Origin of the sequence: Rhizobium sp. Root1212 (assembly GCF_001424985.1) — a bacterium.
Taxonomy (GTDB): domain Bacteria; phylum Pseudomonadota; class Alphaproteobacteria; order Rhizobiales; family Rhizobiaceae; genus Pararhizobium.
On the sequence record NZ_LMDA01000028.1, the window covers coordinates 140007 to 165612 of the forward strand.

General features: G+C 58.6%; 26 protein-coding genes. 17 read left to right on the plus strand and 9 right to left on the minus strand.

What is annotated here, in order from left to right; translation table 11 throughout:
* Positions 1-19: 19 nt before the first annotated feature.
* The 8 genes from ASC86_RS24740 to ASC86_RS24775 all read left to right on the plus strand — a co-directional run bounded on the left by ASC86_RS24740 (position 20) and on the right by ASC86_RS24775 (position 7880).
* Positions 20-451, plus strand: a complete 432-nt coding sequence (locus ASC86_RS24740; protein WP_056327480.1) for a hypothetical protein — start codon at positions 20-22, stop codon at positions 449-451.
* Positions 448-2646 (plus strand): hypothetical protein, encoded by a 2199-nt coding sequence (locus ASC86_RS24745; protein WP_056327483.1) that lies wholly within the window; start codon positions 448-450, stop codon positions 2644-2646. The genes ASC86_RS24740 and ASC86_RS24745 overlap by 4 nt, the downstream gene beginning before the upstream one ends.
* Positions 2647-2672: 26 nt before the next feature.
* The gene (locus ASC86_RS24750) at positions 2673-5120 is read left to right on the plus strand and encodes a hypothetical protein (protein WP_156387190.1); all 2448 of its coding nucleotides are present in this window, start codon (positions 2673-2675) and stop codon (positions 5118-5120) included.
* A gap of 80 nt (positions 5121-5200) precedes the next feature.
* A complete protein-coding gene (locus ASC86_RS24755; protein ID WP_056327488.1) occupies positions 5201-6133 on the plus strand; it encodes a peptidoglycan-binding protein in 933 nt (310 codons plus the stop codon).
* On the plus strand, positions 6133-6372 hold the full coding sequence (locus ASC86_RS24760; RefSeq protein ID WP_082510463.1) for a hypothetical protein: 240 nt from the start codon (positions 6133-6135) through the stop codon (positions 6370-6372). The genes ASC86_RS24755 and ASC86_RS24760 overlap by 1 nt, the downstream gene beginning before the upstream one ends.
* Before the next feature lie 191 nt (positions 6373-6563).
* Positions 6564-6872: a hypothetical protein gene (locus ASC86_RS24765; protein WP_056327492.1), complete on the plus strand. Its 309-nt coding sequence runs from the start codon at positions 6564-6566 to the stop codon at positions 6870-6872.
* A gap of 107 nt (positions 6873-6979) precedes the next feature.
* Positions 6980-7435 (plus strand): type II toxin-antitoxin system antitoxin SocA domain-containing protein, encoded by a 456-nt coding sequence (locus ASC86_RS24770; RefSeq protein WP_056327495.1) that lies wholly within the window; start codon positions 6980-6982, stop codon positions 7433-7435.
* Positions 7436-7628: 193 nt separating this feature from the next.
* Positions 7629-7880, plus strand: coding sequence for a hypothetical protein (locus ASC86_RS24775; RefSeq protein WP_156387191.1), 252 nt, complete (start codon positions 7629-7631; stop codon positions 7878-7880).
* A 413-nt stretch (positions 7881-8293) separates the two neighbouring features.
* Here ASC86_RS24775 and ASC86_RS24785 read toward each other — a convergent pair whose 3' ends face one another.
* Both ASC86_RS24785 and ASC86_RS24790 read right to left on the minus strand, forming a co-directional pair.
* Entirely contained in the window at positions 8294-8812 is a 519-nt protein-coding gene (locus tag ASC86_RS24785) for a GNAT family N-acetyltransferase (RefSeq protein WP_056327501.1), read from the minus strand.
* Positions 8813-8878: 66 nt separating this feature from the next.
* The gene (locus tag ASC86_RS24790; protein WP_082510465.1) at positions 8879-9628 is read right to left on the minus strand and encodes a helix-turn-helix domain-containing protein; all 750 of its coding nucleotides are present in this window, start codon (positions 9626-9628) and stop codon (positions 8879-8881) included.
* Between the two features lie 659 nt (positions 9629-10287).
* On the opposite strand from ASC86_RS24790, the gene ASC86_RS24800 reads away from it, so the two are divergent.
* A complete protein-coding gene (locus ASC86_RS24800; protein ID WP_056327506.1) occupies positions 10288-10524 on the plus strand; it encodes a hypothetical protein in 237 nt (78 codons plus the stop codon).
* 775 nt (positions 10525-11299) lie between these two features.
* Here ASC86_RS24800 and ASC86_RS24805 read toward each other — a convergent pair.
* Positions 11300-11506 (minus strand): Lar family restriction alleviation protein, encoded by a 207-nt coding sequence (locus ASC86_RS24805; protein ID WP_056327508.1) that lies wholly within the window; start codon positions 11504-11506, stop codon positions 11300-11302.
* Between the two features lie 719 nt (positions 11507-12225).
* On the opposite strand from ASC86_RS24805, the gene ASC86_RS25455 reads away from it, so the two are divergent.
* The 5 genes from ASC86_RS25455 to ASC86_RS24830 all read left to right on the plus strand — a co-directional run bounded on the left by ASC86_RS25455 (position 12226) and on the right by ASC86_RS24830 (position 16249).
* Positions 12226-12597: a transposase gene (locus ASC86_RS25455; protein ID WP_244477693.1), complete on the plus strand. Its 372-nt coding sequence runs from the start codon at positions 12226-12228 to the stop codon at positions 12595-12597.
* Positions 12594-12944: an IS66 family insertion sequence element accessory protein TnpB gene (gene tnpB, locus ASC86_RS24815; RefSeq protein WP_027990597.1), complete on the plus strand. Its 351-nt coding sequence runs from the start codon at positions 12594-12596 to the stop codon at positions 12942-12944. The genes ASC86_RS25455 and tnpB overlap by 4 nt, the downstream gene beginning before the upstream one ends.
* A 59-nt stretch (positions 12945-13003) precedes the next feature.
* Positions 13004-14638 carry an IS66 family transposase gene (locus ASC86_RS24820; protein WP_056327510.1) on the plus strand — a complete coding sequence of 545 codons (1635 nt, stop codon included), beginning with the start codon at positions 13004-13006 and terminating at the stop codon, positions 14636-14638.
* Positions 14638-14937, plus strand: coding sequence for a hypothetical protein (locus ASC86_RS24825; protein WP_056327548.1), 300 nt, complete (start codon positions 14638-14640; stop codon positions 14935-14937). The genes ASC86_RS24820 and ASC86_RS24825 overlap by 1 nt, the downstream gene beginning before the upstream one ends.
* Before the next feature lie 289 nt (positions 14938-15226).
* Positions 15227-16249 (plus strand): NADP-dependent oxidoreductase, encoded by a 1023-nt coding sequence (locus tag ASC86_RS24830; RefSeq protein ID WP_056327512.1) that lies wholly within the window; start codon positions 15227-15229, stop codon positions 16247-16249.
* 165 nt (positions 16250-16414) lie between these two features.
* Here the strand turns inward: ASC86_RS24830 and ASC86_RS24835 are convergent, their stop codons facing one another.
* A complete protein-coding gene (locus tag ASC86_RS24835; RefSeq protein ID WP_056327514.1) occupies positions 16415-17164 on the minus strand; it encodes an AraC family transcriptional regulator in 750 nt (249 codons plus the stop codon).
* A gap of 280 nt (positions 17165-17444) precedes the next feature.
* Between ASC86_RS24835 and ASC86_RS24840 the strand changes: the two genes are divergently transcribed.
* Positions 17445-18341, plus strand: a complete 897-nt coding sequence (locus ASC86_RS24840) for an EamA family transporter (RefSeq protein ID WP_056327516.1) — start codon at positions 17445-17447, stop codon at positions 18339-18341.
* 53 nt (positions 18342-18394) lie between these two features.
* Here the strand turns inward: ASC86_RS24840 and ASC86_RS24845 are convergent, their stop codons facing one another.
* Positions 18395-19285, minus strand: coding sequence for an EamA family transporter (locus tag ASC86_RS24845; RefSeq protein WP_056327518.1), 891 nt, complete (start codon positions 19283-19285; stop codon positions 18395-18397).
* Between the two features lie 95 nt (positions 19286-19380).
* Between ASC86_RS24845 and ASC86_RS24850 the strand changes: the two genes are divergently transcribed.
* Complete coding sequence (locus ASC86_RS24850; RefSeq protein WP_056327521.1) at positions 19381-20262, plus strand: LysR substrate-binding domain-containing protein; 882 nt, start codon at positions 19381-19383, stop codon at positions 20260-20262.
* A 163-nt stretch (positions 20263-20425) separates the two neighbouring features.
* On the opposite strand, the gene ASC86_RS24855 is transcribed toward ASC86_RS24850, so the two are convergent.
* The 3 genes from ASC86_RS24855 to ASC86_RS24865 are packed head-to-tail and all read right to left on the minus strand — an operon-like array spanning position 20426 to position 21776.
* Entirely contained in the window at positions 20426-20971 is a 546-nt protein-coding gene (locus tag ASC86_RS24855; protein WP_056327524.1) for a DUF4865 family protein, read from the minus strand.
* Entirely contained in the window at positions 20968-21372 is a 405-nt protein-coding gene (locus tag ASC86_RS24860) for a cupin domain-containing protein (protein WP_056327526.1), read from the minus strand. The genes ASC86_RS24855 and ASC86_RS24860 overlap by 4 nt, the downstream gene beginning before the upstream one ends.
* Positions 21369-21776 carry a tautomerase family protein gene (locus ASC86_RS24865; RefSeq protein WP_056327528.1) on the minus strand — a complete coding sequence of 136 codons (408 nt, stop codon included), beginning with the start codon at positions 21774-21776 and terminating at the stop codon, positions 21369-21371. The genes ASC86_RS24860 and ASC86_RS24865 overlap by 4 nt, the downstream gene beginning before the upstream one ends.
* A gap of 104 nt (positions 21777-21880) precedes the next feature.
* Between ASC86_RS24865 and ASC86_RS24870 the strand changes: the two genes are divergently transcribed.
* Positions 21881-22763: LysR substrate-binding domain-containing protein (locus ASC86_RS24870; RefSeq protein ID WP_156387198.1), on the plus strand; the 883-nt coding region annotated here is incomplete at its 3' end.
* Between the two features lie 548 nt (positions 22764-23311).
* On the opposite strand, the gene ASC86_RS24875 is transcribed toward ASC86_RS24870, so the two are convergent.
* Positions 23312-25063, minus strand: coding sequence for a hypothetical protein (locus ASC86_RS24875; protein WP_244477694.1), 1752 nt, complete (start codon positions 25061-25063; stop codon positions 23312-23314).
* Between the last annotated feature and the right edge of the window lie 543 nt (positions 25064-25606).

The window sequence follows — 25606 nt, forward strand, 5'->3', positions numbered from 1 at the left end:
CCCTGCGTCGGGAGCTTCCATGACATTGCAGGAATTTTTGGCGCTTCCCGTGCCGTTCCGATGGGGCGGCGTGGGCGGTGAAGACTGCCTGACGCTGCTTGGCCGCCGGACGGAAGATCGCATCGGCGTTGACCCGGTCGCGAACTACCGAGGCAAGTATGCGTCGGAAATCGGCGCAGCCCGCATCGTGAAAGCAGCCGGTGGCATGGTCCCGCTGGTGGCGTCCGTTGCGGAGCCTTTCGGATTCGTGCGCGTAGCGCCCGGCCAAGAGCAGGACGACGACATTGCTGTTGTGCGGATGCCGTCTGCCTTGACGGGCCGCCTTGCGGAAGTCGGCGCCATCCGCTTTGGGCGGCTCTGGCTGATGATCTGGCAGGGGCGCGACGGCGGCGATGGTGGCTTCAAAGTCACGATTGCTGAGCCGCTGGCCGTATGGAGGCTCGCAGTATGAGCGTCCATACGCACATGCGCGATCTGCGCTGGGGCTTGTCGCACAGCACATATCTCTACAGCCCGCTCGTATTCGACCCGATCTTCACGCCGCTTTTCACCGCGGTATTCGGCACGGCCGGTATCGCAATCGGCACGTCAACCACCATCACATTCGCCTCCATCGCCTCAGCTATCGCAACGACGGCGGTTACGATGGGTCTGCAGATGCTGCTGGCTCCCAAACCGCCGAAGCCGGAAGACGGCAAGGCGCCGAAGACGCAGGCGTTGCCTTATCGCCAGTGGTGCGTTGGCCGGAATCGCATTGCCGGTGCCTACATGCTCTGGGAATCGAAGGGCAAGCGTCTCTTTTCGGTTCAGGCGCTCGCTGGCCATAAGATTTCCGCTGTTCGCGGCTTCTGGCTTCACGATGACCGGGTTGAGTTGGAGGACATCGACGCCGACGGCCGAACGCTGTTCGACGACGACGACCGCTATGGCGATAATATCTCAATCTGGTGGCGCTACGGACAGCCGACCGAGACGGCTTATCCCGGCATAACCGACTATCTGTCGGCCGAGGGGATTTGGACGTCCAATCACCGCGGGGACGGTCAAGCATCCGTCGGGATGGTTTGTCGGTCGATTGACCCGGAACACCAGTCGGAACGCTTCCCCTACGGGCCGCCGTCTATTTCGGCTGAGATCGACGGCGCAGTTTGCTGGGACTTTCGCGATCCGTCACAGAGCCCGACAAACCCGTCCACATGGCTTTGGACGCGTAATCCGGCGATCATTCTCGCCTGGCATCTGTGTTTCTCGGAGTTTGGCGAGCGGCTGGATTACACAAAGGCGATCTTTCCCGTGCTCGACATGTGGAAGGAAGAAGCCGACGTTTGCGACGAGCGCGTTTCCCGCGCTGGTGGCGGCGATGAAGCGCGATATGAGTGCTCGGGCTGGGATACCACCGAGAACAGCCCGAAGGTTGCTCAGAACGCCATCCTCGCGAGCTGCGACGGTCATCTTGTGTGCCGCGGCGATGGTGCTCGTATTCTCACCGTCGGCAAGTTCCGGGAGTCGCGCTGCGCTATGCTGACTGACTTCGACATAGTCGGGCACCAGGTGCTCTACGATGTCCTCTTCGAAGACGACACCAACCGCCTCATCCCGAAATTCACGTATCCGGCGACCGCTTACGCGACGGCCGATACCGACTACTTCGAGGACACCGATGCGCAACTTGAAGCTGGCCGCGTGCTGGCGCAGGAGGCGGAATACACCTGGGTCCAGCAATGGCGGCAGGCGCGACGCTTGGGCATGCGGGAGTGGCGCCGCCTTCGACAGAAGGTTCGCGGCTCTCTCGATGTGCGCCTTTCCGGCATCAACGCGGTCTATCACCGCTGGGTTCGGCTAGCCACTCCGAAGCGGCTTCCGAAGCTAGACGGGAAGGTCATCGAGAACCGGCGGTCTGTCCTTGCCGTTACCAAGGGCGCGTTCTCGATGGATTTTATCGCGCACCCTGACAACATCGATGAATGGAACCCCGCCACGGACGAAGGGCAGGCGCCCCCGGTCCCGCCGAATCCGAACTTCGAAAATATCCTTGCGCCCGTCATCGATGTGGTGCAGGCAAAGCAGCGCAATGGCACGGTCTATCTTCGAATAGTCCTTCTCGATCCAGACGATGACAGCCTAACACCCGTCACACGGTACCGCATTGCCGATATCGACGGCCTAGGGACACCCGGCTCCTGGGTTGAGCAGCAATTTTCCAGCGCCAAGCCTTCGGGGGGTGTCATTGAACTGGCAACGAACGTCGTGCCGTCTGATGAGTTGCTGGACGTCCAGGCATTATTCAAGGCCTCAAATAAGCGAGGCGATTGGTGTCCAACGACCAACGTCACATCGAGCGCTGACCCAACCCCTCCGGGCGTTGCCACGAGCGTTTCCGCGACTGGAGGGGTAGGGCAGGCTACGTTTGCGTGGCGCGCTCCAAACAGCCCGAACTACTCGGGCGCTCGCCTTTTTTGGAATACGGTCAATGATTTCTCGACGTCTTCTTATCAGGGGCCTCCCGAATACGGCAGCCCGAATGGGCTGGATTCGCGAACACTGACTTCGCTGCCTGCTGGAACGCTATACGGCTGGGTTCAGACCATCAACAGGTCTGGCGTTGCCGCCTCTGCCGTTGCGACCGGCTCTTTCACCGTCACCTAGCATCACCACGACATTTGGAGACCTCAATGGTAACTGCACGCCAGGTTTGGCGCGACGGGCCTACTGGCACGCCTAATAGACCTGAAAAATCAGAGGCACGCTCTTGGGGTACAGGCCTCGAAAATACGTTGTCCGGGATGTCGGTAGCTTCGCAAACCGTTCTGGTCCGGGCAACTCGCGCCGAGCTATTTGCGGCGGCCGGAGGTTTTACGAGCGCCGATCTTGGGCAGGTGACGCAGGACGATAATCTTGCCTACAGGGGCGTCTACAAACTTGGGTCTTCGCCGGTAAAGATTGCCGATCTGCCTGCGGACGTTGCCCAGGACGCCGCCGAAGACGCCGACGGCTTTCGGGTGGCGGCTGCAGGGTCTGCGTCATCGGCGGCCACGAGCGCGACAAATTCCAGGCTGTCCGAAATGTCGGCCGCTGCGTCTCAAGCTGTATCTCAGGCGGCAGCGCAGGCGTCGGGGCCGGTGGTTTTTTATGACACCAAGGCACTCGCGGACGCCGCCGTGTCGGGGTTGCCGGCTAACCAGATCGTCGAAGTATTTACCGATGAGACTAAAGGCGGAGCCAGCACGCGCTATCGAAAGGAAGGCGGCGTGCTGGTCTTCAAAGTGGCCGTCGGTAACCTGTTAAGGGTGGTTTCGTTCGAAGCTCTCGGCGGTGTCGGCGATGGAAACTATTCGACTGCTGCCGGGACGGACAATGCCAACGCCTTTGCATTGGCCCGCACCATGGGGCTGCTGGGCTATGCGGTCCAGTTCAAAACCGGGGCTCAGTATCGAACGACGGCGGAAATCGTCATTCATGATAATATGAACTGGATGGGCGACGATGGATATACGCCCATCATCTTCGCGGATTTTGCCACATCGAGTAAGCGCATTGTCAAGGCTCCGACGAGTGGGTCGCAAATCAAGAATGTCTCGATCCGCGGGCTGACGTTCTGGAGGTGTGGCGCAAATCCCGAGCACGGCTTGCTGCTGGATAATATCGACGGCCTGTTTCTCGATGTTGCAGTGCGTGCCGTTAGCGGAGCACTCGGCGGCGCCATTGGGGTCTCGGCGTTCTACCCTGAAAACCGCCCCTCGAAGAATTGCTACGTGTATGCACATCTTGAGCAGGCCGCGAACTTCGGTATTCAGTACGGCAATGTCGATGGCGGCGAAATGCAAGTGCTGTCCGCGAAGAACTGCCACCGGGAAGTCGTCGGCCTGGAGCCGTACGCGCTTGGGAAATACGATTTCACCAGTTCCAATGTTGCCTCCGACATCATCTCCCTGACGTCGCACGGTCTCTCGACTGGCGATCCGGTAATCTATGACCGCAATGGCAACACGGCCATAACGAACCTGGCGTCGCGAGCCGCCTATTACTTCGTCATCAGGGTCGACAGTGGGCGCATCCGCTTGGCGGCCACGCGTGAAGACGCGATGGCTGGAACCTATCTCACGCTTTCCGCCCCATCGGGAACGCATCGTCTTTATCGATGTGGCGTGCTCCGCGGGATTACCGTGTTGCCGACGCAGATTGCAACAGGCGACACTGCGGCCGGCGGCACGAGCACAGGCGTCGTGATTATCGCGGCGTCGTCAGGCGGATATCACGAGGGGATTACCCTTTGCGCGCAGGGCATTATCGAGCGAAACCCGACTTCGGGCTCGCATGGTATTGGCGTCTATGGCGCACATGGCGTCTCGATCCTTGGGGCTGACATTACCGGCGCGAAAAGCCGCGCCATCAGCATTGTTGCCGGCACGGTCAACTCAATCCGGGATGCGACGGGCGACATCAGCCCGACCAATGCCCTACAGGTGAACGCTGACGTAACGGTCATCGCAGTTAATGCGAAGGAGTTCGGTACTGCGGGCATCTATGTCGATAACTCGCGCTGCATCGTCGAACTGTGCGACTTGCGTTCCGCCGTGTCGGGCGCCAAGGGCATCGTCTTCACTGCCGCTGCGGAAAACCTTGGTTCGATCGCCCGGCTAAACAAAGCCTTGTGCCCGAACACCTCTGGCTCCCCCTTCACCGTGGTCAAGGGCCTGCAGAATATCGACCTCAACGATTTCGGCACGATCGTCGACGACTACATCGCCCGCCGCCTGCAGTCGGGGTATTCGGTGAAAACTCTGGCTGGAGCATCGGTGACGCTGGGGTCGCTGAAGAATCAGGCCAGCAACACCACGACCTACATGGGAAAAATCACGGTGTTGTCGCGCCAGTCCGACCTCAACTCGGCGAACAACGCTCGCTACGAGTTGGCAATTTCCAAGCCGAACAGCGGCGCAACGCCGACAGTGGCGGTGCTGAACTCCCAGGGCCTGACGGCCGGCGGCGGCACATCGCACCCATCCTTCACGTTCTCGATCGTCGGTGACGATCTGGTGGCGACACCGGTCGCGTCCACCAGCACCTCACTGACCTTCATGCACTTCATCGAAACGCACGGCGATCTGCGCCTCACGTAGGGTAGCAAAAATCTAGGAGCACCACCATGGCGCGGGAAACCCTTCCCGTCGCCCGGTGAGCGTCTTTCAAGGACAATTAAATGACCATCACCACCACGTCATCGCGTGGGCGGGACTTCGTGCGTGGGCATGAGGGAAACCCGCTTACGTGCTATCTCGATCCCGTGAAAGTGCCAACGATCGGCACTGGGTTTACGATGCGGAGCAAAGCGGTGCGTGCCGCCTTGGCTCGCCGGGGCATCACGGCGCTAACACCAGGTAAAACTAAAATCACTGCAGCACAGTCGGACGAGATTCTGTCGGAAGTCCTTGCTGCGGAGTTTGAGCCGGCGGTGGTCGCTGGCAGCCCAAGCGACCGAAAACAGCATCAGATGGATGCGGCGGTCAGTGCCACTTACAACCTTGGCGTCGGCGCCATGGATTGGCAGTGGGCGAAACTGTGGAGAGCCGGCAAGATCAAGGCTGCCGCAGCCTATCTGGGGTCGCACTATAACACCGCGGCCGGCAAGCGCCTGCCTGGGCTGGTTCGCCGCCGCTCGGAAGAAGCAAACCTCTTTTCACTTGGCATCTACCCGACCACTGCTAAGGGGGACGGCGCACCTCGCACCGCTTCCGCCGAGCCGACCAAGTCGGACCCGATTGTCAAGGAAGCGCAGGAAATCCTGACGTCCAAGGGGTTCAACCCCGGTGCGATCGACGGCTGGATGGGAGAGAAGACCAAGGATGCTCTGATCGCCTACCAGAAAGCACACCCGCATCTCGTTGCAGACGGGATCCTCGGGCCGGCGACCCTGTCCCAGCTCCGCCGCGATGCTGCGGCCGTGCGCGAAGTCGTCACCAAGGGCGTCGGCAGTGCGGCCAGTTCCGGGCTGCTTGCGTTCGCGGCAGGCTTACCGTGGGGTTGGATCGCCGTTGGCGTCGCGGTGGCCGCGGTTGGCTACGTCGCCTATCGCAACCGTGACCTGATCCAGCGCCGCTGGAATACCTGGCGCGGCAAGGAGGCGGCGGTGTGATGTGGTTATGGCTTAAGGTCAAAGGCTACCTCGCCGCCGCAGGCATCGCGCTCGCAGTCATTGCGGGCGCATTCCTCTATGGCCGTTCAGACGGCAAGGCTGATGCTGCGCGGGCCGCCGAGAAGGCTAATGCCGCCGTACGTAAACAATCGAAAGAAGTCGAAAATGAAATCAACGCTCTTGGCGATGACGGCGTTGATGCTCGTCTCGCTCGCTGGCTGCGCGACGGCAAGCGGTAACTATTGCGACGTCGCACGCGCCATCCGGCCATCCGTTGCCGATTCTCTCACATCCGAAACAAAGCGGCAGATCCTCGCCGAAAACGAAAAGCTCGCGAAGCTGTGCGGGGTGCGTCCATGAGCATCGGAACAGTGAAGCATTTGGTGAAATGGCGCCTTGTCAATCTCGCTATCGGCATCGGGGCGTTCGCATGACCGGCGCGGAGATCATGGCCGTTGTCGGCTTTGGGATGGCTGTATTCGGTACGTTGTTCGGCGTCTGGAAGTACTTAGACGGAAAGCTCACAGCGGCACGCGCGGACACAGACGCAGTCGCTCGAGAGCTCGCAGCCCACCGCCTCCACGTCGCCGAAACCTATATCACCAAGCAGGGTATGCGCGAGACGACCGAGCAAATCATGGAAGCTATCCACGGCGTCAAGACGGCCGTCGATCACATGACCATTCGCGTCGATCGCATCGTTGAAAATCAGGCGAAGCCGCGGGCGAGGGTGGGATAATGCAGGACGTGGAACGTTACGACTGTTGAAGACATTCTTTGGATAATCGTGGTAAGCGTACCTATATACACCGTAGAGAATCAACCGCGAACGGACAGGAGGGCAATATGTACGACGCGCGTCAGATCGCCAACTGGTTTGTCACACGCGCCGCAAGAGACGGCCGTTCCCTGTCGATCATGCAGCTTTTGAAATTAGTCTATATCGCGCATGGGTGGCATCTGGAAATGCGTCGATCCCCGTTGATAATCAACAAGATCGAGGCGTGGAAATACGGCCCGGTGATTCCTGATGTGTACAACGCGTTTCGTCAGCAGGGTATCAATGCAAGCCAGCCTGTGCCGGTGAATTCGGTTCCGATGCCCGCAAACGACCATGACCTGCTCGAACAGATTTACAATGGCTATGGCCGCCTTTCGGCTATGCAATTGTCCGATATGACGCACGAACCTGATGGGCCCTGGGATCAGGCGACACGTAGGTGGGGGTATTTTGCCCCGATACCGGATGAACTGATACGTCCGCATTACGAGATGAAACGGCGCCAAGCTGCAGATGGTTGATAAGCCGATTCCTCCACCGACGGATGATCCAAATCTAACGAGCGACGCTCTGTCTGAACTGGAGCGGCGGATCTCTCGACTGGAGTTAGAGGCAGATAGCGCACGCTTAAGCGACGAGTCTACTCACAGAGGTCTACTGATTAGTTAGGTAAGGCAGCGCATAAGGATGCGCTATACCGCGTTTGGAGTTGCAGTGGTCACCATGCTCTTCATGGCTGCTACAGTGTGGCATGCGGTGCACAGTTATTTCTGGGGGCCATGGATTGTTGTCCCTCAGTCACTTGCGATTGTGATGTTTTTGGCACCTATCACATCTATTACGGCGGTTACTATCGTTGTCCTTGTTGGTGCTTTCCGTCGCTTCCGAGACGACGACATGGACAACGTGAACGTCACCAGCCTCGCAGGCGAGGCAGTCAAGGCGATTATGCCCTTGCCGAAGTAGCCATCCAGCCCCTCTTCCTTCACTGGGAGAGGGGCTTTTTTGTTTTTGCGCGTGATTTATGTTCACTTTCTGTTCTATTATAATTGGATCATGGTTGAGACGATCGGTGAAGCTATGGATGCGGTCTGGGATATCTCTTGTCAGTGCGCCTGGGGACGCCGCGAGACGATCACGGACATAACCATCGCAGCAGAATTACACTGTGCCGCTGTCGAAGATGACGCCGTATGCTGAAGGGCTGCAACGGCTGGATTGGGGACGCTTCCGAGCTGTCCGCTATTGGCAATGTGAACCGAGGAAGCCGCCCCCCCCCCCCAGTGGACGCTGGCGGTCAGAGTTGGCCCATCGCGGTCATCACGTCCTGCGCGTGGACGCAAACGAGCTGGCAAACGGCGAAACGATGATCGACGACGCTATTTGACCAAACTTGCCCGCATGAAGATCAAATGTTTCTTCAATTCCGGCGGAGCTTCATAATAGGGCGCGATCTCCTGGAAACCGAGCGAGCGGTAAAGGCTCAGCGCTTCATCGTGGTTGCGTCCGGTGTCTAGCTGGATGGTTATGTAGCCTCGTTCGCTCGCTACGCGAATGATACTCTCGGCGAGGCGGCGGCCGAGCCCTATGCCGCGACCCTCTGGGCCGACGAACATCCGCTTCATCTCGCAGGTGTTTTCGTCGATGCGCTGCATCATGACGCAACCGACCACTTTCCCGTCCAGCCGGGCGACAAGAGCCGCTCCATCTGGCGCTGAATGCAGCGTTGGTAAGCTCTCAAGCACCGCGGCCCATTTTTCCGGCGTGTAGTAGTGATCGACGAACCAGGCGTTGTCGCCGTACCTGGAACGGCACCAGTCCAGAAAGCCGTAGCACAAGCCTCGGACTGCAGGGAAGTCCTCGGCCTCTGCCGGGCCAATTTCCACCTTTGGGTCCACCTGTTTTCCTCCCCCTTGGAAATGTGATGCCCGAGGTGGGCAATCCTTCTGCAGGCAACAATATGCCTAAGTTCGTTGCAGCGCTCTTGCGAATGGTTCTACCTCAGGCATGAATTTCGGGATGCCGTCGAAGGTCGCGTACATCGACTTGCGAAGCCAACGATTAATTGTGCGCGTCAGGCTTGCGTCACCGCTTAGGAAGAAGCGCCCAGCTTCACATTCGTCATCCACAGTGGATCGGCCGTTCAAAATGGCACCCAGCGAGATAGTAGTCGTCTCGATGAAAAGATCGATTTCTAGCGATGGGTCGTGAATGCACAGTTCCGGCAATGCAGCACCGGGCTCCGAGACAAGCCAGTATTGGGAATTCTTGGGCCGAGGTTCGTCGTTGAATTGGAACCGGATGACGGTTCGCCGCTTCGGAAGCTCCGACACGTCGATTTTGCGGCGCACCGCCCACATGAGGGTGGAAACGTCGGCGGCGGAAAGAAAGACTTCAGCCTCGATGTTGCATTGAGCCCATTCAGCAAGGGCGTGCAGTGCCGGCTCGAGCTTGATGGCCTTTTCGGTGCGGAGATAATCCACTGCACCTGTCGCCCGATCAACGACGCGCTCGATGAGGCCAAGTCCCTCCAATTCCTTCAAGCGTTTCGACAACAGCGCTGACGAGATGTTCCCGACGGCCTTGCGGATGTCGTTAAAGCGAGTCGATCCGTTCCAAAGCTCGGTGATTATCTGGATGGTCCAGCGCGGCTCAAGGAGTTCGCAGGCGCGCGAAATAGGGCACAGCAGCCCGTAAGGTTTCTGATGAGGCATCGCCATTCCTCCTCGCCGAGCAGAATAGGCCGATGGAGACGACTTTTCCAGTTCTCAAACTGAAGTGGTCCGCTTCATTTCGTGTTCTATTGGTTTCACGATCTTGGCGCGAAACTGACTGTGGAATCCGAGTTCACCCCAACCACAGGAACTTTCAATGTCAGTCCCATCAAACACCCAAACGAACGCACATCTCTCCGGTGCCTGCCTATTGAACGGCTTCAATCGCGCAAGTTTGATGGTCTACGAATGGTGGGCCCGCCGAGCGATCCGGAAAACGTTGGGCGATGCCACAGACAGACAACTGCGAGACGCGGGCCTCATCAGACAGGACGTCGAGGATGCGTGCAGTTTGCCGCTATTGAGTTCGGCCGAAGCGGCTATCAGGGCTGTCGCGCGGAAAAGGTTCGCGAATTGGTGAGATCGCAATGTGGGCAGGGATGGTGCGCAACCCTTCCGGAAAATTAGATGTGTTGATGGATTTGGTCGCGTTTGCTGTTTGTCGTTGGATGACCGCTTGTGGCGCGAATCTGGCGGCAGCTGGGATGCTGGATTTAAATCGAACACCTGGCCGCTGCCGCCCTCGGAAGGGGTGGCAGGTACGGTCGCTGGAACAAAAATAGAGGCCGGTAATTATTCGCACGGAGGTTACCAGACCTATGGCCAAGTATTATTTTCATGCTCGCAAAGGTTCCTCTATGGAACTTTATGAAGACGGATTGGATTTCCCGACGTTAGCCTTGGCTAAGGCAGACGCTTTGGTGGCAGCCCGCGAAATGCTGGTCGAGAAGGCGATCAATGGGGATTCGCCAGACGATGAGGTCTTCGAGATTGTCAATGAAGACGGCCAAATCGTTACGCTGGTGCCGTTCTCGCCCTCAAGAGCGCTGAAGTAATAAGGCGTTACAGCTATCGTCGATACCGTGCTGGCTAGGCGGGCCAATTCCAATAGAGACGGTTGCTTGCACTTCCGCAGCAATGCGCGCACTATATCCTCATCGCTGCCAACCGATTGTGTAGGCGGCAGCGACCGAGGGTTACGACGTGCTCCCGCCTGCCAACCGGAGAGAGCACATGAGTAATCCGAGCTCGATTTCCAAGAATTCTTATCTATCGCGACTTGATATGGCCGAGAAACTCCTTCGCAATAGGAATGACCTCTCGACGTCAGATGAGGTTCAACTTGCTGAACCTGATTTAGTTTGCGTACACTGTGGTCGTACGTTCGCTTCCTCGTCCGCGATTGCACCGGAGTTTCACGTGTGCAACGAGTGCTTTGAATGAGCGCCGCCGAAAATATCGTAGAGGTTCGCTTTGATGGCACCTGCTTCGTAGTTGTGCCGCCCGGTAACGGTGACTGCTTGGAAAAGAGTTTTGAAAGACGGTTTGCGGCACTGTCATACGCTGCAACGTGCGCCCATCGATTGGGTATTGCGGTGCGTGACACCTCGTTCCAAGGCATGAGGCCGACTTCAAACCCGCAATTAACCGCTCCAAGGACACCCCCTGCTGAAGGTAGTAGGATTCGCGGCGCGTCGCCGCGCGGCGAGTTCGAGCGCGCCAAGGCGTATTCGTCTGCGAGGACGGCTGCCGATTTGCGGAATCTACTCGCAAAAACCGAACGCTTACGGGCACTTCGGCTTGAAGGAAAATAGCCCGTCAACTGGTAGGTCATGATTGACCTGCCAGTTGCTGAACCGGTGGAATCCCCTCGGGGCGCATGTTCCAAGAGGCAATCGCCTCCTCCTCTGTCTTGCCGTAGGTGTGCAGGAAGCGCTTGCCGGCGCAGGTGCATTTGACGCCGAACGCGCCAGCCCTGCGAACAATCGTAGGCGTGTCGTTTCCGCAGAACGGGCATGGCAAAAGCTTATCGGTCATGGTAGGCCTCCGTCGCCGCGGCGCGAGGCCAGGTGCGATCAATGAAGCCAATCAGGGCAGCGGCGTCTTCCATCGACAGCGTGTCGCCAAAGGCGGCGTAGCAAACGCGATCCTTGTGCTTAGCTTCCGACCACGGAAGGTCGCTTTGGTCCCAGCCGGCCCATGCCGTGAGCCCTGCCGTTTCTGACGAGGTTGGCCCTAAGTCCAATTGCCTGCCGGCCAAATCCTGCGCGATAATTGAGGAATGAGACTCGAGTGGTTTGAAATCGTCGCGCTTTGCTTGGCTGCATGCGGAGCGACGGTCATCATCGCCCTAGGTGTCGGTTTGTACCTGGGCTGACGGCACTGCCACTTGACAAAGGGGTGGCAGGTATCATGGTCCCCTTCAAGCGGACTGACGGCTTCAAAGAACCGACGCATGCGGCGTGAATGACGGGAATGACGGCGCGAAGCGGCCAACGCGTGGAGTTGGCTAGTTCTCAGCTTCCGCCAACTGCCGCCACTACCACTATGGCTGAGATGAATGCGAAAGACCGTATGCCCAAGCGTCGGCGCGACTAGCTGCAGCGCAGTGTTCGTCTGTAAATTTGCATGTCTGCAAACCTTCACAGCAACTTCTAACTGTATGCCTCCGCCGAAGGCCGTCTGCCCTGATGTGTTGATTGGCTTTAAGTGCATGCCTTATGTCATACGCTACAGTGATTTCCCCCGTTGAGGTTTTGTCCGCCGATGATCTTGGTCGTCGGCGGGATTGGTCGGACGAAGAGAAGGTTCGGATCGTCGAGGAAAGCCTGCAGGGCTTTCGGCAGGGTTCGGCGACGGCGCGACGTTATGGGTTGTCGCGATCTCTATTGACGACCTGGCGTCGGGAATACCGGAACGGCCTTCTAAGCGCTTCGGCATCACCTGGCTTCATGCCGCTGTCGATTTCGCCGGCGGCGGCGGCATCTTGCGAGAAGGCCTCGCCGCCCCGGCCGGAAGATGACAAAAGGATCGAGATCGGCCTGCCGAACGGTCGACGGTTGACGATCCCGGCGTCGCTTGATCCGATCATCCTCGCCCGGCTGTTGCCGGTTTTGGATGCGTCATGATCGCCTTTCCGGCTGGTGTGAAGGTCTGGATCGCGGGTGGCGTGACGGACATGCGTTGCGGCATGAACAGCCTGGCGCTGAAGGTGCAGCAAGGCCTTGGCCGTGACCCTCATGGCGGTGAGGTCTTCTGCTTTCGGGGTCGCAAGGGTGATCTGATCAAGGTCCTGTGGCATGACGGGATCGGCATGTCGCTTTACCTGAAGCGGTTGGAAGCTGGAAAGTTCATCTGGCCGGTCAGCCAGAATGGCTCCGCTGTGCCGGTATCGGCGGCGCAGTTGGGATATCTCCTAGAAGGTATCGACTGGCGCAATCCACGCTGGACGCAGCGGCCTTCGAAGGCAGGTTAATCGACTCCATTACTCTGTTTTTGTTGGGCTTTCAGCATGGTGCATGATAGCTTTCGGCTATGGATGATGCTGCTTCGGAGATAGCCAGATTGCGCGCCGCGCTAGCGGCATCAGAAGCGCGTGCTACCTCCGCCGAGGCCGATCTCGCGCAGGTGCGCGCCGTCGTGACGACGTCCGAGGCGATGATCCGGCACCTCAAGCTCGAGATCGCTAAGATGCGCCGCGAGCAGTATGGCCAGAGCTCCGAACGCCGCGCCCGGCTGATCGACCAGATGGAATTGCAGCTCGAAGAACTTGAGGCCGATGCCACCGAGGACGAGATCGCGGCGGAACGCGTGGCAACGAAGATCACAAATGTCTCGGCCTTCGAACGCCGCCGGCCGGCCCGCAAGCCGTTTCCCGCGCACCTGCCGCGCGAGCGCTTGATTATAGAAGCTCCGTCGACCTGCACCTGCTGCGGCTCGGACCGGATCGTGAAGATGGGCGAAGACATCACTGAGACGCTGGAGATCATTCCCCGCCATTGGAAGGTGATCCAGACGGTGCGCGAGAAGTTCACCTGCCGGGACTGCGAGAGGATCAGCCAGCCACCGGCACCTTTCCATCCGACTCCGCGTGGATGGGCAGGACCAAACCTGCTCGCCACGATCCTGTTCGAGAAGTTCGGCCAGCATCAGCCATTGAACCGACAGGCCGAGCGCTACGCCAGGGAAGGCGTCGGTCTCAGCCTGTCCACGCTGGCCGACCAGGTTGGTGCCTGCGCGACGGCGCTGCAGCCGGTCCATGATCTGATCCGCGCACATGTGCTGGCCGCCGAGCGGCTGCATGGCGACGATACGACCGTGCCGCTCCTGGCCAGGGGCGCAACGAAGCAGGCAAGGTTATGGACGTACGTTCGTGATGATCGTCCCTTCGCGGGCGGCGCGCCTCCTGCGGCACTCTTCTACTTTTCCCCCGATCGCGAGAAGACCCATCCCAACACGCATCTTGCCGGATGGCATGGCATACTGCAGGCCGATGCCTATGGCGGCTACAACGATCTTTATCGTCTGGATCGCAGTCCTGCACCGGTCAAGAGCGCGCTTTGCTGGAGCCATGCACGCCGCAAGTTCTTCGAACTGGCCGATATTGCCGGCAATGTGCGCAAGGGCAAACCTGCCGACGAGATATCGCCAGTCGCGCTCGAGGCCGTCGCCCGCATCGACGCGCTCTTCGAGATCGAGCGGGGCATAAATGGGAAATCCTCCGAGGAGAGACTGGTAGCGAGGCGGCAGTATGCGCGTCCGCTCGTCGAGGAACTGCACGACTGGCTCATAGCCCAGCGTTCTCAGATGTCGAAGCACAATCCCGTCGCCAAAGCGATCAACTACATGTTCGAGAAGGACGGACGGTGGGAAGCCTTCACGCGGTTCCTCGATGATGGCAGGCTTTGCATCTCGAACAATGCGGCCGAGCGCGCCCTGCGCGGGATCGCTCTTGGAAGAAAGGCGTGGCTATTCACCGGCTCCCAGCGCGGCGGCGAGCGTGCTGCCTTCATGTATTCCCTGATCGTCACGGCAAAGATGAACGATATCGATCCGCAGGCCTGGCTGGCGGATGTCCTCGCCCGCATGCCCGGCATTCCCGTATCGCGGCTGCCGGAACTGTTGCCGTGGAACTGGCCCGCCGGAAGCGCCCGGCAGATGGCGGCCTGATGGCGCGCCCGACGCATGTCTACACGATCGACTACGTCGCCACGCTGATCGGCGAGAACCTCGAGTTGCTTGAAGAAATCGCCAGCAATTCCGACAACATCGACTACGGCGAGATGATCCATGTCTACGACGCCACCGACAAGGGCATCACAACCTTCACCGATCGTGGCATCGAGAGCCTGCAGGAGTTCCTCGCCGACGTGCGGTCCTGGGAAGGCGGCGTTCGCCAATTCCTTCTCGACGAGCAATGTGATCCGGAAAAGATCGAACGCATCATCGCTGATGAGCCGAAATCATAAGGTCCGCGGCCTTGGCCGGATGGTTACTTCTAACTTCGCACCAGGACATATTAAACTGCAATGCTTTTATGGCGTTTACCTTGCCCCCAAAGCGCCACTCCTTTAGCCGAGGACGATTAGGTGACCAGGTATAGCGCTGCCTTTATCTCTTTGGAGTTGGGAACGGTCCAAGGACATAAAATTCAAAAAGGTGACAAGCAGTAACGACTGGCTCAGCTTGGTCTTTCACGCTTGCAGCCATGGTAGTACGGTCGGTAGCCGCATCGCGATGAGCAAAAGGAGAGTGTAAATGCAGAACCTTCGCATCACCCTGGCACGGCGCCCGGTCGGCGCTCCGACACCGGCTGATTTCGCGATCGGGCATGCCGAAGTTCCTGAACCCAGCGAGGGCCAGCTCCTCCTGCAAGTCCTTTATCTGTCGCTAGATCCCTACATGCGCGGCAGGATGAGCGCGGCGAAGTCCTATGCCGAGCCAGTCGCCATAGGTGCCGTGATGGAAGGCGGTACGGTTGCAAGAGTACTGAAGTCCCGCCACCCGGACTTTGCTGATGGTGACTACGTTCTATCGCACTCCGGCTGGCAGTCCTACGCGATTTCGGATGGCACCGGCCTGCGGAAGCTTGATCCTGCGGAGGCGCCGCTTTCCACTGCTCTTGGCATACTTGGTATGCCAGGCTTCACCGCCTATGCCGGACTTCTGACGATCGGACGCCCGAAAGAGGGAGAGACCGTTGTTGTAGCGGCGGCAAGCGGTCCCGTGGGTGCGACGGTGGGACAGATTGCAAGGCTGAAAGGAGCTCGAGCGGTCGGCATTGCCGGAGGCGAAGCAAAATGCAGATTCGTCCGAGAAGAGCTGGGCTTCGACGCCGTGGTCGATCATAGGGCACCAGACTTCGCCGATCAGTTGCAGAATGCATGCCCTGAAGGGATTGACGTCTACTTTGAAAACGTAGGCGGTCACGTCTGGAATGCTGTTTTCCCTCTGCTAAACCCATTCGCTCGGATACCTGTTTGCGGACTGATCTCTCAGTACAACGACGCAACAGGCGCACATGCAGGCCCTGATCGTCTCCCGCTCGTCATGCGAGATGTACTCGGCAAGAGCTTGAATATTCGTGGTTTCATACAGCGGGAGTTTATCGATCAGCGGCCCGACTTCTACCGCGAGATGTCCTCCTGGATCCGGGACGGCAAGGTGCGGTACAGGGAAGATATCGTGGATGATCTTGAGAACGCTCCGGAGGCCTTCATCGGCCTTCTTGAGGGGCGGAACTTTGGCACGCTGGTCGTGCGCCTAGCCTCGGACGATTGAACTGCTCTACAGCCTGTTGGCGTGATGCGGGTTGTCGCTGAAACTTCGGCGACATCTTCCTTCGGCAGCCCGATTTCACGCGATAGCTGCTCGTAGAACCTCTCCTGCTTCCGGTTCAGTCTTGGCCCAAAAGCATAAACGGGTACGAAACAGCGCCTTTCCAGTTCAGCTGGCAGCCGATGCTGTACGGCGGTAGTCGAAGGGTGTCGTACCTGTCGCCACCTTGAACAGGCGTGTCAGGTGGCTTTGGCTGCTGAACCCACAGGCGGCGGCAATCTGTGCGATTGGCTCGTTGCCGGCGAGCATGCGCCGCGCCCGGTCGATGCGGCGGTTCAGGATGAAGTCGTATGGGGACACCCCGCACGTTTGTTGAAACATACGCTGCAGATGGAATTCGCTCAAATCGGCGATAGCTGCAAGGTCCCTTAGCCTTATCGGCTGGGCGAGATTTGCCTCGATATAATCGACCAGTCGTCGCCGGAGCGCCGGTGCCAGACCACCACGCAGGACCAGCCGCCGTTCGCCACCATGGCGCGGGTCAGTGAAAAGCTGTTCAATAGCCAAGACGATGGCCTGCTCGGCGAGCATGCGATTACCGGCGCGCGTCGCGGCGGCAAGTTGAACGAGAGAGTGAGCCAGTCCAGGGGCGTGGTCGAAGGTTGCTTCTGGCAGCAGCATGAGCCGCGCATCGCGATCGAATGTTTCCGAGAAGAGACGGCGCAGCTCTTCGTCAGCCAAATACAGATGCACGAATTCGAACTTGTTGCCGATTTCCCATTCAGAAGATGCACCCTGTGGCATGATACAAAGCGCACCGGGCCAACCTGTCACGCCGCCAAGGTCAATCAGTCGTGTGTCGTCCCCGCCGCGCAGGTAACAGCTGAGTGTATGTCCGTCTGCTCGCTCGTACCGCATGCGATCATGACTGTTGCGCCAGATTGCAGTCGCTCGGCCTTCCCCGAGGTCAAGCGAACTCACACGCTCGGCACGAGCCGAGGCGGAAAGAGAGCTGAAGACGGTGGCTGTATGCAACATGAGCGCCTCTTGAAGGACAGCTACATTCTAAACAGACTGCTGGGTAATGCCATCTTCGTTCAGGCAGTATCCACCTGCCTGGAAGTGATTTTCGCAAGATCGTGCACTAACCCTGGTTGGTGTTCGCGCTACTCGCCTCTCGAAAGCGAGGCTCCAGTCCATGACGAATTTCATTCTCTTTCTGTCCACGGTGTTGATCTGGGGTACGACCTGGATTGCGATAGCGCTGCAGATCGGTCCGATGCCGGTGCTGCTTTCGGTCTTCTATCGGTTTGCGCTTGCGGCCGTCGTACTTGTCTGCGTGCTGACCGTCACCGGCCGCCTGAAGGTGCCGACACTGAGGCAGCAGCCTTTCATTCTTGTTCAGGCGCTTTCGCTCTTCTGCTGCAATTTCCTCTGCTTTTATTACTCGGCACGCTACGTGCCGTCTGGCCTGATCTCGGTCGTCTTCTCGCTCGCTACCGTCTACAACGCGATCAACGCGAGGATCTTTTTCAGCGAGAGGATCAAACCCCGCACACTCGTTGCGGCAGCCATGGGGATCGTCGGACTAGCGCTGCTCTTCGGGCCAGAGGTGTTTACCGGGATCAAAGGCGAAAGCTGGAAGGGCATCGCGCTTTCGGCACTAGGCACCCTCTTCTTTTCCTTCGGCAACATGGCCTCTCGCCGCAACACCGCTTCAGGCATAACACCATTGACGGCCAACGCCTGGGGCATGACCTATGGATCGATCGCATTGCTTGTCCTTGTGGGCATTACCGGTACGAGGATCGTTTTGCCTCCTGATGCCAGGTATCTTGCAGCACTGCTCTATCTCTCGGTAATCGGGTCAGTGGTTGGGTTCACTACCTACTTGACGCTCGTGTCTCGCATCGGTTCACAGAAGGCAGCCTACGCGACGGTGCTCTTTCCCGTCGTCGCGCTGACGCTGTCGAGCCTGTATGAGGGCTATCACTTTACCCCGCTTGCCATAGCTGGGCTCCTGCTTACACTTGCCGGGAATGTGGTCATATTTGCTCGGCTGCCGCAACGGTGGAATTCGGCTGCGCAGAACTGAACACATGGAGCTGAACGAGTGGCTCCAGGCTTCCCCTGACGCTCAACACCTCGTTACGTTTTCCGCATGCTTCCCAGGATGCTGGCTCCGACGACCAGTACAACGCCAAGCAATTGGAGGGGCACGAGAGCTTGTCCCAGGACCAGCAGCCCAATAGCAGCGCCAATGGCAGGTTCGAGGCTCATCAGCACGCCGAAGGAAAAGGTCTTCATGCGTTGGAGCGCGAAGTACTCGAGAGCGTAAGGCAGCAGCGGAACCATAATGGCCAGCAATGCGACCCGGATTCCCCCATCAGGTGACAGGTTTTTGAGGGCTTCGACTGCACCCAAGGGAAACGCCGCCAAAGCCGCGAACATCAGCGAGAGCGCCAAGCCTTCCAAGCCGGCAAAGTGCTGACCGACGCGCTTCATCAAGATGATGTAGCTACCCCATCCGATGGCGGCGCCTCCTGCCAGAAGCACACCAGGGGCATTTCCCACCCAGGCTTCACCGTTCCAGGAAAGGCAGAATACGCCTACGGCTGCAAGTGAAGGGCACATGATGCGCCAGACCCCGCGGCCATAAAGCGCCGCAACGCTGAGCGGCCCAAGGAAGTCGATGGCCACGGCAAGGCTCAGGGGAATGTACTGTATGGAGGCAAAGAAACACAGGGTCATGATCGCCATGGCACAGCCGAGGGCCGCGGCGGAAAGCCAGCGCTGCAAGGAATAACGGCGGAGGCGCGGCCGCGCCAACAGCATCAGGAACAGAGCTGCAAAGGACAGCCGCAGCCATGTTGTGCCGAATGTCCCGAGTTCAAGCATGACGGGGCCAGATAAGGCTGCTCCCCACTGCACGCTCACCATTGACAGGGCGCAGAGGACGATGCCGGGAAAGCCACTGCGCAATGGCTTAGGCTTGGAAGCGCTATCGTTGGCAAGTGATGTGGTCGCTGTATCGGTCATGATCCTAATCTCGCTGTAGGTTGTTGCGCGATCATACCAGTCTGCTAGAATTCAGAAACCCTGATAGTTGTGAGATTGATATAAGGGAAATTTATATGAATGATCTGGATTTGAGTCTGCTTCGGGCCTTCGTAGCGACAGCTGAATGTGGAAGCGTCAGTGCTGCCGCGCAGCGATTGGCGCGGACGCAGGGTGCTGTCAGCATGCAACTTCGCCGGCTTGAGGAGAACCTTCAAGCGAAGCTGCTGAAGCGGAGCAGCCGAGGCATGACCATGACCGAAGCGGGCGAGGTTCTCTTGCCCTATGCTCAAACAATTCTGGGTTTGAGCGGCAGCGCACGCCGGGCACTCTCGGAACAGCATGTCCGGCCGATCCGCTTCGGCATGACAGAAGACATTGCGGTTGGATCGCTCCCGAAGGCTCTTGAGCTTTTTGCTGCATCCTATCCCGATGTTTCTCTCGATCTGACGATCGCCGGAAGCAGGGCTCTTTCGGAGAAACTTGCGCTCGGCCTGCTCGACGTGGTCATCGGTGACCCTGATGAAGTAGGCATGAAGCCGGTCTCCCGATGGCAGGTGCCGCTGCAATGGGTGGCATCGCGCGATTTCCGCGCTTGCAAGGAAACGCCTCTGCCTTTGGTCCTCTTTGATACGCCCTGTACCTGGAACGGCAAAATGATGAAGGCTCTCGACGAGATCGGCAGGCCGTGGAGACGGGCTGTCACGACCACCTCGCTCTCCTCCATCCAATCCGCCGTCGAGGCGGGACTGGGCGTCGCCGTACTGCTCGATGCTGGCACCCAACGGGACAGAATGAAGGTGCTCGGCATTGCAGACGGGATGCCACCGGCGCCAACGGTGGAATTCGGAATCTTCATTCCCGACGCCGGCGATCTCTCGCGGGGCGCGATCGGTGGTCTGTGGCGCTTCATCGCAGATGAACTCCAGATCTGCGAAGGCGCTTCAACCAAGAAATGACCGAAGCCATCAACGGAACATGGTCGTCAGGTGCTGACGTGTCCAACCCGGAAGATTTGGTCGCCGGGCTCAGCNGTAGTCGTAGAGCTTGCCGAGATCGGCTTGAGATCGTCGAAGGCGCTTCAACCAAGAAATGACCGAAGCCATCAACGGAACATGGTCGTCAGGTGCTGACGTGTCCAACCCGGAAGATTTGGTCGCCGGGCTCAGCGGGAGCAGGGTTCTTCCAGAGCGAAAACTCCACCAATGACCAGGTTTGCGGATCGAAGGCTGAAACCGTTGTGAGAGCCTTCTGCTCAACCCGCTGCGCCATCCGATCGGCACTCGCCTGTCTGAGCTCTGCAAGGTCGCTATAGGAAGAAATTGCTGTCCTGCGMTGTATCGCATGCGTGGCGAGAGCGATGTCTGCCGCCATATGCGATTGCCATACGAGCCATGTTGCGACAACAGGCCATCCGAAGGCAGCAGCAACCCCCTTGAAGCCTGGTCCGGTCAGGAATGCTTCCATGCCCTCCGGGCGTTTCCAAAGATAAAAGGGCGCATAGGCGTTTTCGGAACTGCCCGGCTCTCCCTTCCTTGCAATGAGGTAGGCCTTGAACCCAAGATCGGGAAAGCCGTCCATTTTTCGGCCGTTCTCAGCAACGCGGCGATCGATGATTGACATGTCGTAATCCGCAGGGAGGGTAAAGCAGTACTGCATCGCGATCATGAGCGAGTCTCCGTTTCTTCCAGCCAATCCACGTTCCTTCCGTCCTGCCAGGCTTGGATGGAGATGTAACTGAACATGCTGCTCTCCTGAGCGCCGTGGCGGTGTCGTTCTCCTGGCGCGAACCAGACGGCATCACCGGCCCTGACCTCCCGCACCTGTCCATCTCCTGCCTGCACCAGCCCCACGCCCGAGAGGACGTAAAGAAACTGCCCCTGCGGATGAGAATGCCAGTGCGTGACAACACCCGGCGGAAGGTCGGCGCGAATGGCCGCGAGATCGCCATCAGCCCCGCCTGGCAGAAGATCCTCGTACCAGAAGCGGCCCGAGCTGATCCCTTCCGGGGACGGCATCGCCTCGCCCGCCTTACGGCAGGTCATGGTCTTGGGATTGTGCCTGTTCATTGCGCCGCTCCGGTGGTTGGCCAACTGGCCATCTGCATCAGGCCATTTCCGAAGGACCATTCCTCCGGAGCGGTYGTATTGATGACGATCATCAGGTTGGCCGGATCGATACCAGGAGCCGACTGGAGTTCCAGAGCCGCCCGCTGAAAGAAGGCACGCCGCATGTCCGTGCTTCTCGGTCTTCCCGCCGTTATCGCCACGAGCACAAAATCCTTAGTTCGCGGCCCCGCTAGATAGCTGCGATCGTAGATCATCTCGCCTGGCTCATGCTGATGGATGCGCTGGAACCGGTCATCGGGAGGTACATCATATTCCGCCACAAGCGCAGAATGGATGCCATCCGCCAAGGCCTTAATGTATTCTGCCGACTTTCCCTTCAATAGGTAGATACTGACCATGGGCATGTCACTTCACCTTCGCCGTTGTTTACGCCGGTAATCTGACATGCCATGATCGTCCGAAAAATCAGATAATTTCGAACTTATGCTCCCGATTAACAGGATGGTCGATGAAGCTGAACCTAGACCTGGACGTGCTGAGAACCTTCTCCACCGGCATGGAGCTCGGCAGTTTTGCCAGGGCGGCCGCGCGCCTTGGCCGCTCCACCTCTGCTGTCAGTGCCCAGCTGAAGAAGCTCGAGGAGCAGGCCGGCGTGCCTGTCTTCCGCAAGGCGGGGCGCGGGCTCGCCCTGACGGAAGCAGGCGAAATCATGCTTGCCTATGCACGGCGCCTTCTCGACCTCAACGACGAAGCCGTTGCGGCCATGAAGGACGTTCATCTTGAGGGATGGGTCAGGCTAGGCTTGCAGGAGGACTTCGGGGAAACGCTGCTTCCGCACGTGCTTGGGCGGTTCACCAGGGCCAATCCTCGGGTGAAGGTCGAGGCCAGGGTTACGCGGAATGCCGAGCTGCTGGAGCAGGTCGCAGTGGGCAAGCTGGATCTGGCGCTGGCTTGGGGCGATGGTTCCGGAAGCTCTAATTCRGAGCGGATCGCCAGCATCCCCCTCTGCTGGATCGGCGGKATGCACTATGAGGAGCTCGTCCGGGGTCACGAGCCCATTCCCCTTCTGGCGCTCGACAATCCGTGCCTGATGCGCAGCATTGCGACGAAAGCGCTGGASGAAGCAGATCTTGCTTGGCGGATCGCCTTCGTAGGATCGAGCCTGGCCAGTCTCTGGGCCGCAGCGAAGGCTGGTCTCGGCGTTACAGTTCGCACAAAGATCGGGCTGCCCGACACCGTGGCTTCGATAACCCCGTCCGCAAGTGGTCTTCCTAAGCTGCCCTGCCTGGAGCTGTCGCTGCTGCGAAGCGAAAARGAACCATCTCCCGCTGCTAAAGTCCTRTCGTCGATAATAAGGGACGAGGTCCCGCAGTTCCAATCATGGCTGGAATNCTTGCTTGGCGGATCGCCTTCGTAGGATCGAGCCTGGCCAGTCTCTGGGCCGCAGCGAAGGCTGGTCTCGGCGTTACAGTTCGCACAAAGATCGGGCTGCCCGACACCGTGGCTTCGATAACCCCTTCCGAAGGTGGTCTTCCTAAGCTGCCCTGCCTGGAGCTGTCGCTGCTGCGAAGCGAAAAGGAACCATCTCCCGCTGCTAAAGTCCTATCGTCGATAATAAGGGACGAGGTCGGGGGGCACTTGACCCCTGATGTGGGTTGGTAGCATCAACTTTGGCGATCGCAGCGCGTTCACCAACGCGTAAAGATTTGTGGCAGACCATATTTGTCGGGTCTAGGCTTTTGCTGACGTCCAGTCATGGCACAAGTCCGTGGATTTTGCGGGCTCGACCATCCTGATCAACGATGGTTGAGCATAGAAGCTCTCAGTTCCTGTGAAGACGTTGGCGGCCAGATGATCCTCTATCGGACCGTCGCGTTCGATAGCTTAGACATGGATCAAAAAGCGAAGCCGCCACGCATCGCGCATTCTAAGCTGAAAATCAGTTGGTCGCAGGCGCGGGCGATTTGCCAATAAGAACGCCAGCGGCACGCAGCCCCGCAAAAACCCTTTCACGGTCCTCCAGTCGGACAAGTCGAACCGAGATTTCGTGCTCTAAGTGAGACATGAGAGCCGGGGCATGGTGGTTCAGCCAGTCGATCTCCGTTTTCGCTTGTGCCGTTTTGCCAGAAGCGCCCAGGATCGACGCCAGCACCATGCGATGCATGGGGTTGTAGTCGAGGTCGGACATTCGGGACCAAAGTTCGGCTGCTTGCAGGTCGTTACGCATGAGTGCGCACAGTGTCATGCCAACTTCGTAATAGCCCGTCGGTCCGGCACCTTTGCTTGCGGCCTTTGATACCAGATCACACCCTGTTTCCCATTTCCCGGACATAGAGAGGCGCAGGCCATATTCCCCAGCGACCTCGGTGTCGTTGGGGTTTAACTCATAGGCAGCGGCACCCGCTTCGAGCGCAGCGGTAACATCGTTCCGAAAGAAGCTTGTCAGCATCACCGCTTGCAGGGCGCGCGGGTTCATGTGATCGATACTCACCGCTTGTTTGGCCTGCTGTGATGCGAGGTCGAGTTTCTCGGGCAAGGGCTTGGTGTCGAATTTATAGGCGAACCGAACCTGATCGAGATTTGTGAGCGACAAGAGTGCTAGCGATGTAGCATCTCGAGGCGAATTCTTGGTGGCGGACTTCAAACATGCCTGCGCCGTTTCGAGCGCCTCCGCCGTCATGCTACGGCGATAGCTGTAATAGGAAAGACTACAGTCATAGGCCTGCCACCCTCCGACCCCGTCAGGTTTAACCTTTCCTTCGAACATGACGCCAAACGGCTGTGCAACCGCTGTCGCGATTTCACCGGCAAGCGCGGTCTCGGCCTCCAGGATGTCTTGGGTACCGACGTGGATGTCGTAGTTGTTTGCCCAGAGGACGGCTTTATCGGATTGCCGTACAAGCCTTGTTGCGAGACGGACACGCTCACCTTCTTCTCGAATACTGCCTTGCAGTGAATAGCGCGCCTCGTCATAAATTGATTCACCGGCGGGACTTCCCGAGGCTTGGTCGGTAATTTTGAATTCTTTGAACTTGACCAAATTCGAGATGATCAAATCGGACACGGCTTGAGGGTTGACGAGATCGCCATTCGAGTTTCTGAACTGCTCGACAGCAATGGTGGGACGGACCGGGGTGACGTTGCTTGTCTCCGACGCGGTCAACGTGGAAAATCCGCCGTATCCGGCCACTGCAGCGACCACCACTCCGGCCAACAATATCCGTTTCGGGCGTTTTGCTATAATGCCCCACGTCCTTCTATGCATGTCGGCATTACTGGTCCCTTTGTCTACGGGCGGGTCTGCGTCATCTTCCTGCGGCGCAACTGCCTGGGCAAATCTGAAAGTGGGTACATATCCGCCTTTGGGAATGGTGATGACGACGGGATCATTCTGGCCTGCCATCAAGTAGTAGCGCTCAAGATCACGTCGCAGTCTCGCAGCCTCGATGCGAACCACAGGATCGTTTTGAGCATCGAAGTTTGTGCGCCGGAAGACATCAACCGCGACGGTATAGGCTTTTATATGCGTCGAACGGCCTTCCAGCGTCTCGGTCACGACATAGCGCAACATCTCGCGGGACCGCTCGCCGATGCCGGCCTGTTGATCGGCGAGGATTCGATCCAACTGCTGTAATATCGCTCCGGCCGACGGCCGATGAGCAATATCCTCTTCCCCTCGTGCGTCCGGCATTTCGCCCCCGATGGCTGACACAACTTTGGCAGTGGCAGTAGCTTAGCCTTCTGTCGTGGCTTTTGGCAACCGTGGGTAAGCTTATGTCAAAGGAAGCGATGCACAACCTCCCTATTAGGATAGGTTGGGCATTTGGTATTCCAGCTGCGTCGAACTCGTTCTGATACGGTAACCTACATCCACGCCAATACAATCACTGCTAGCGTACCGGTCTGATGTAAAGCTCCATCCGTGTTCGCGAAGGAACGCCGCAGATGAGTGGGTTCTCACAAGGAATGACAAAGCTGGCGCAAACGGGGCTGACGCGGCTTCTGCTGAAACTTAAATCTGCGAAGCGGGATGCACTGCTTGAAGCCGTGAAAGAACGGCCGACTTTGAACGAATTACTCGAAGCTTACGAAGAAGCCAGTTGCGCGCTGGACGGGTTTCGAAGGCGTGCCGCAATTGAACCGCCCCGACTTTGCCGGAGACCGTTTGGTTTAAGTTATGCGGCCATAGCTGGTGCGTCCAGCGTGGCGTAGTATCGTTCTTCTGCCTCTGCAG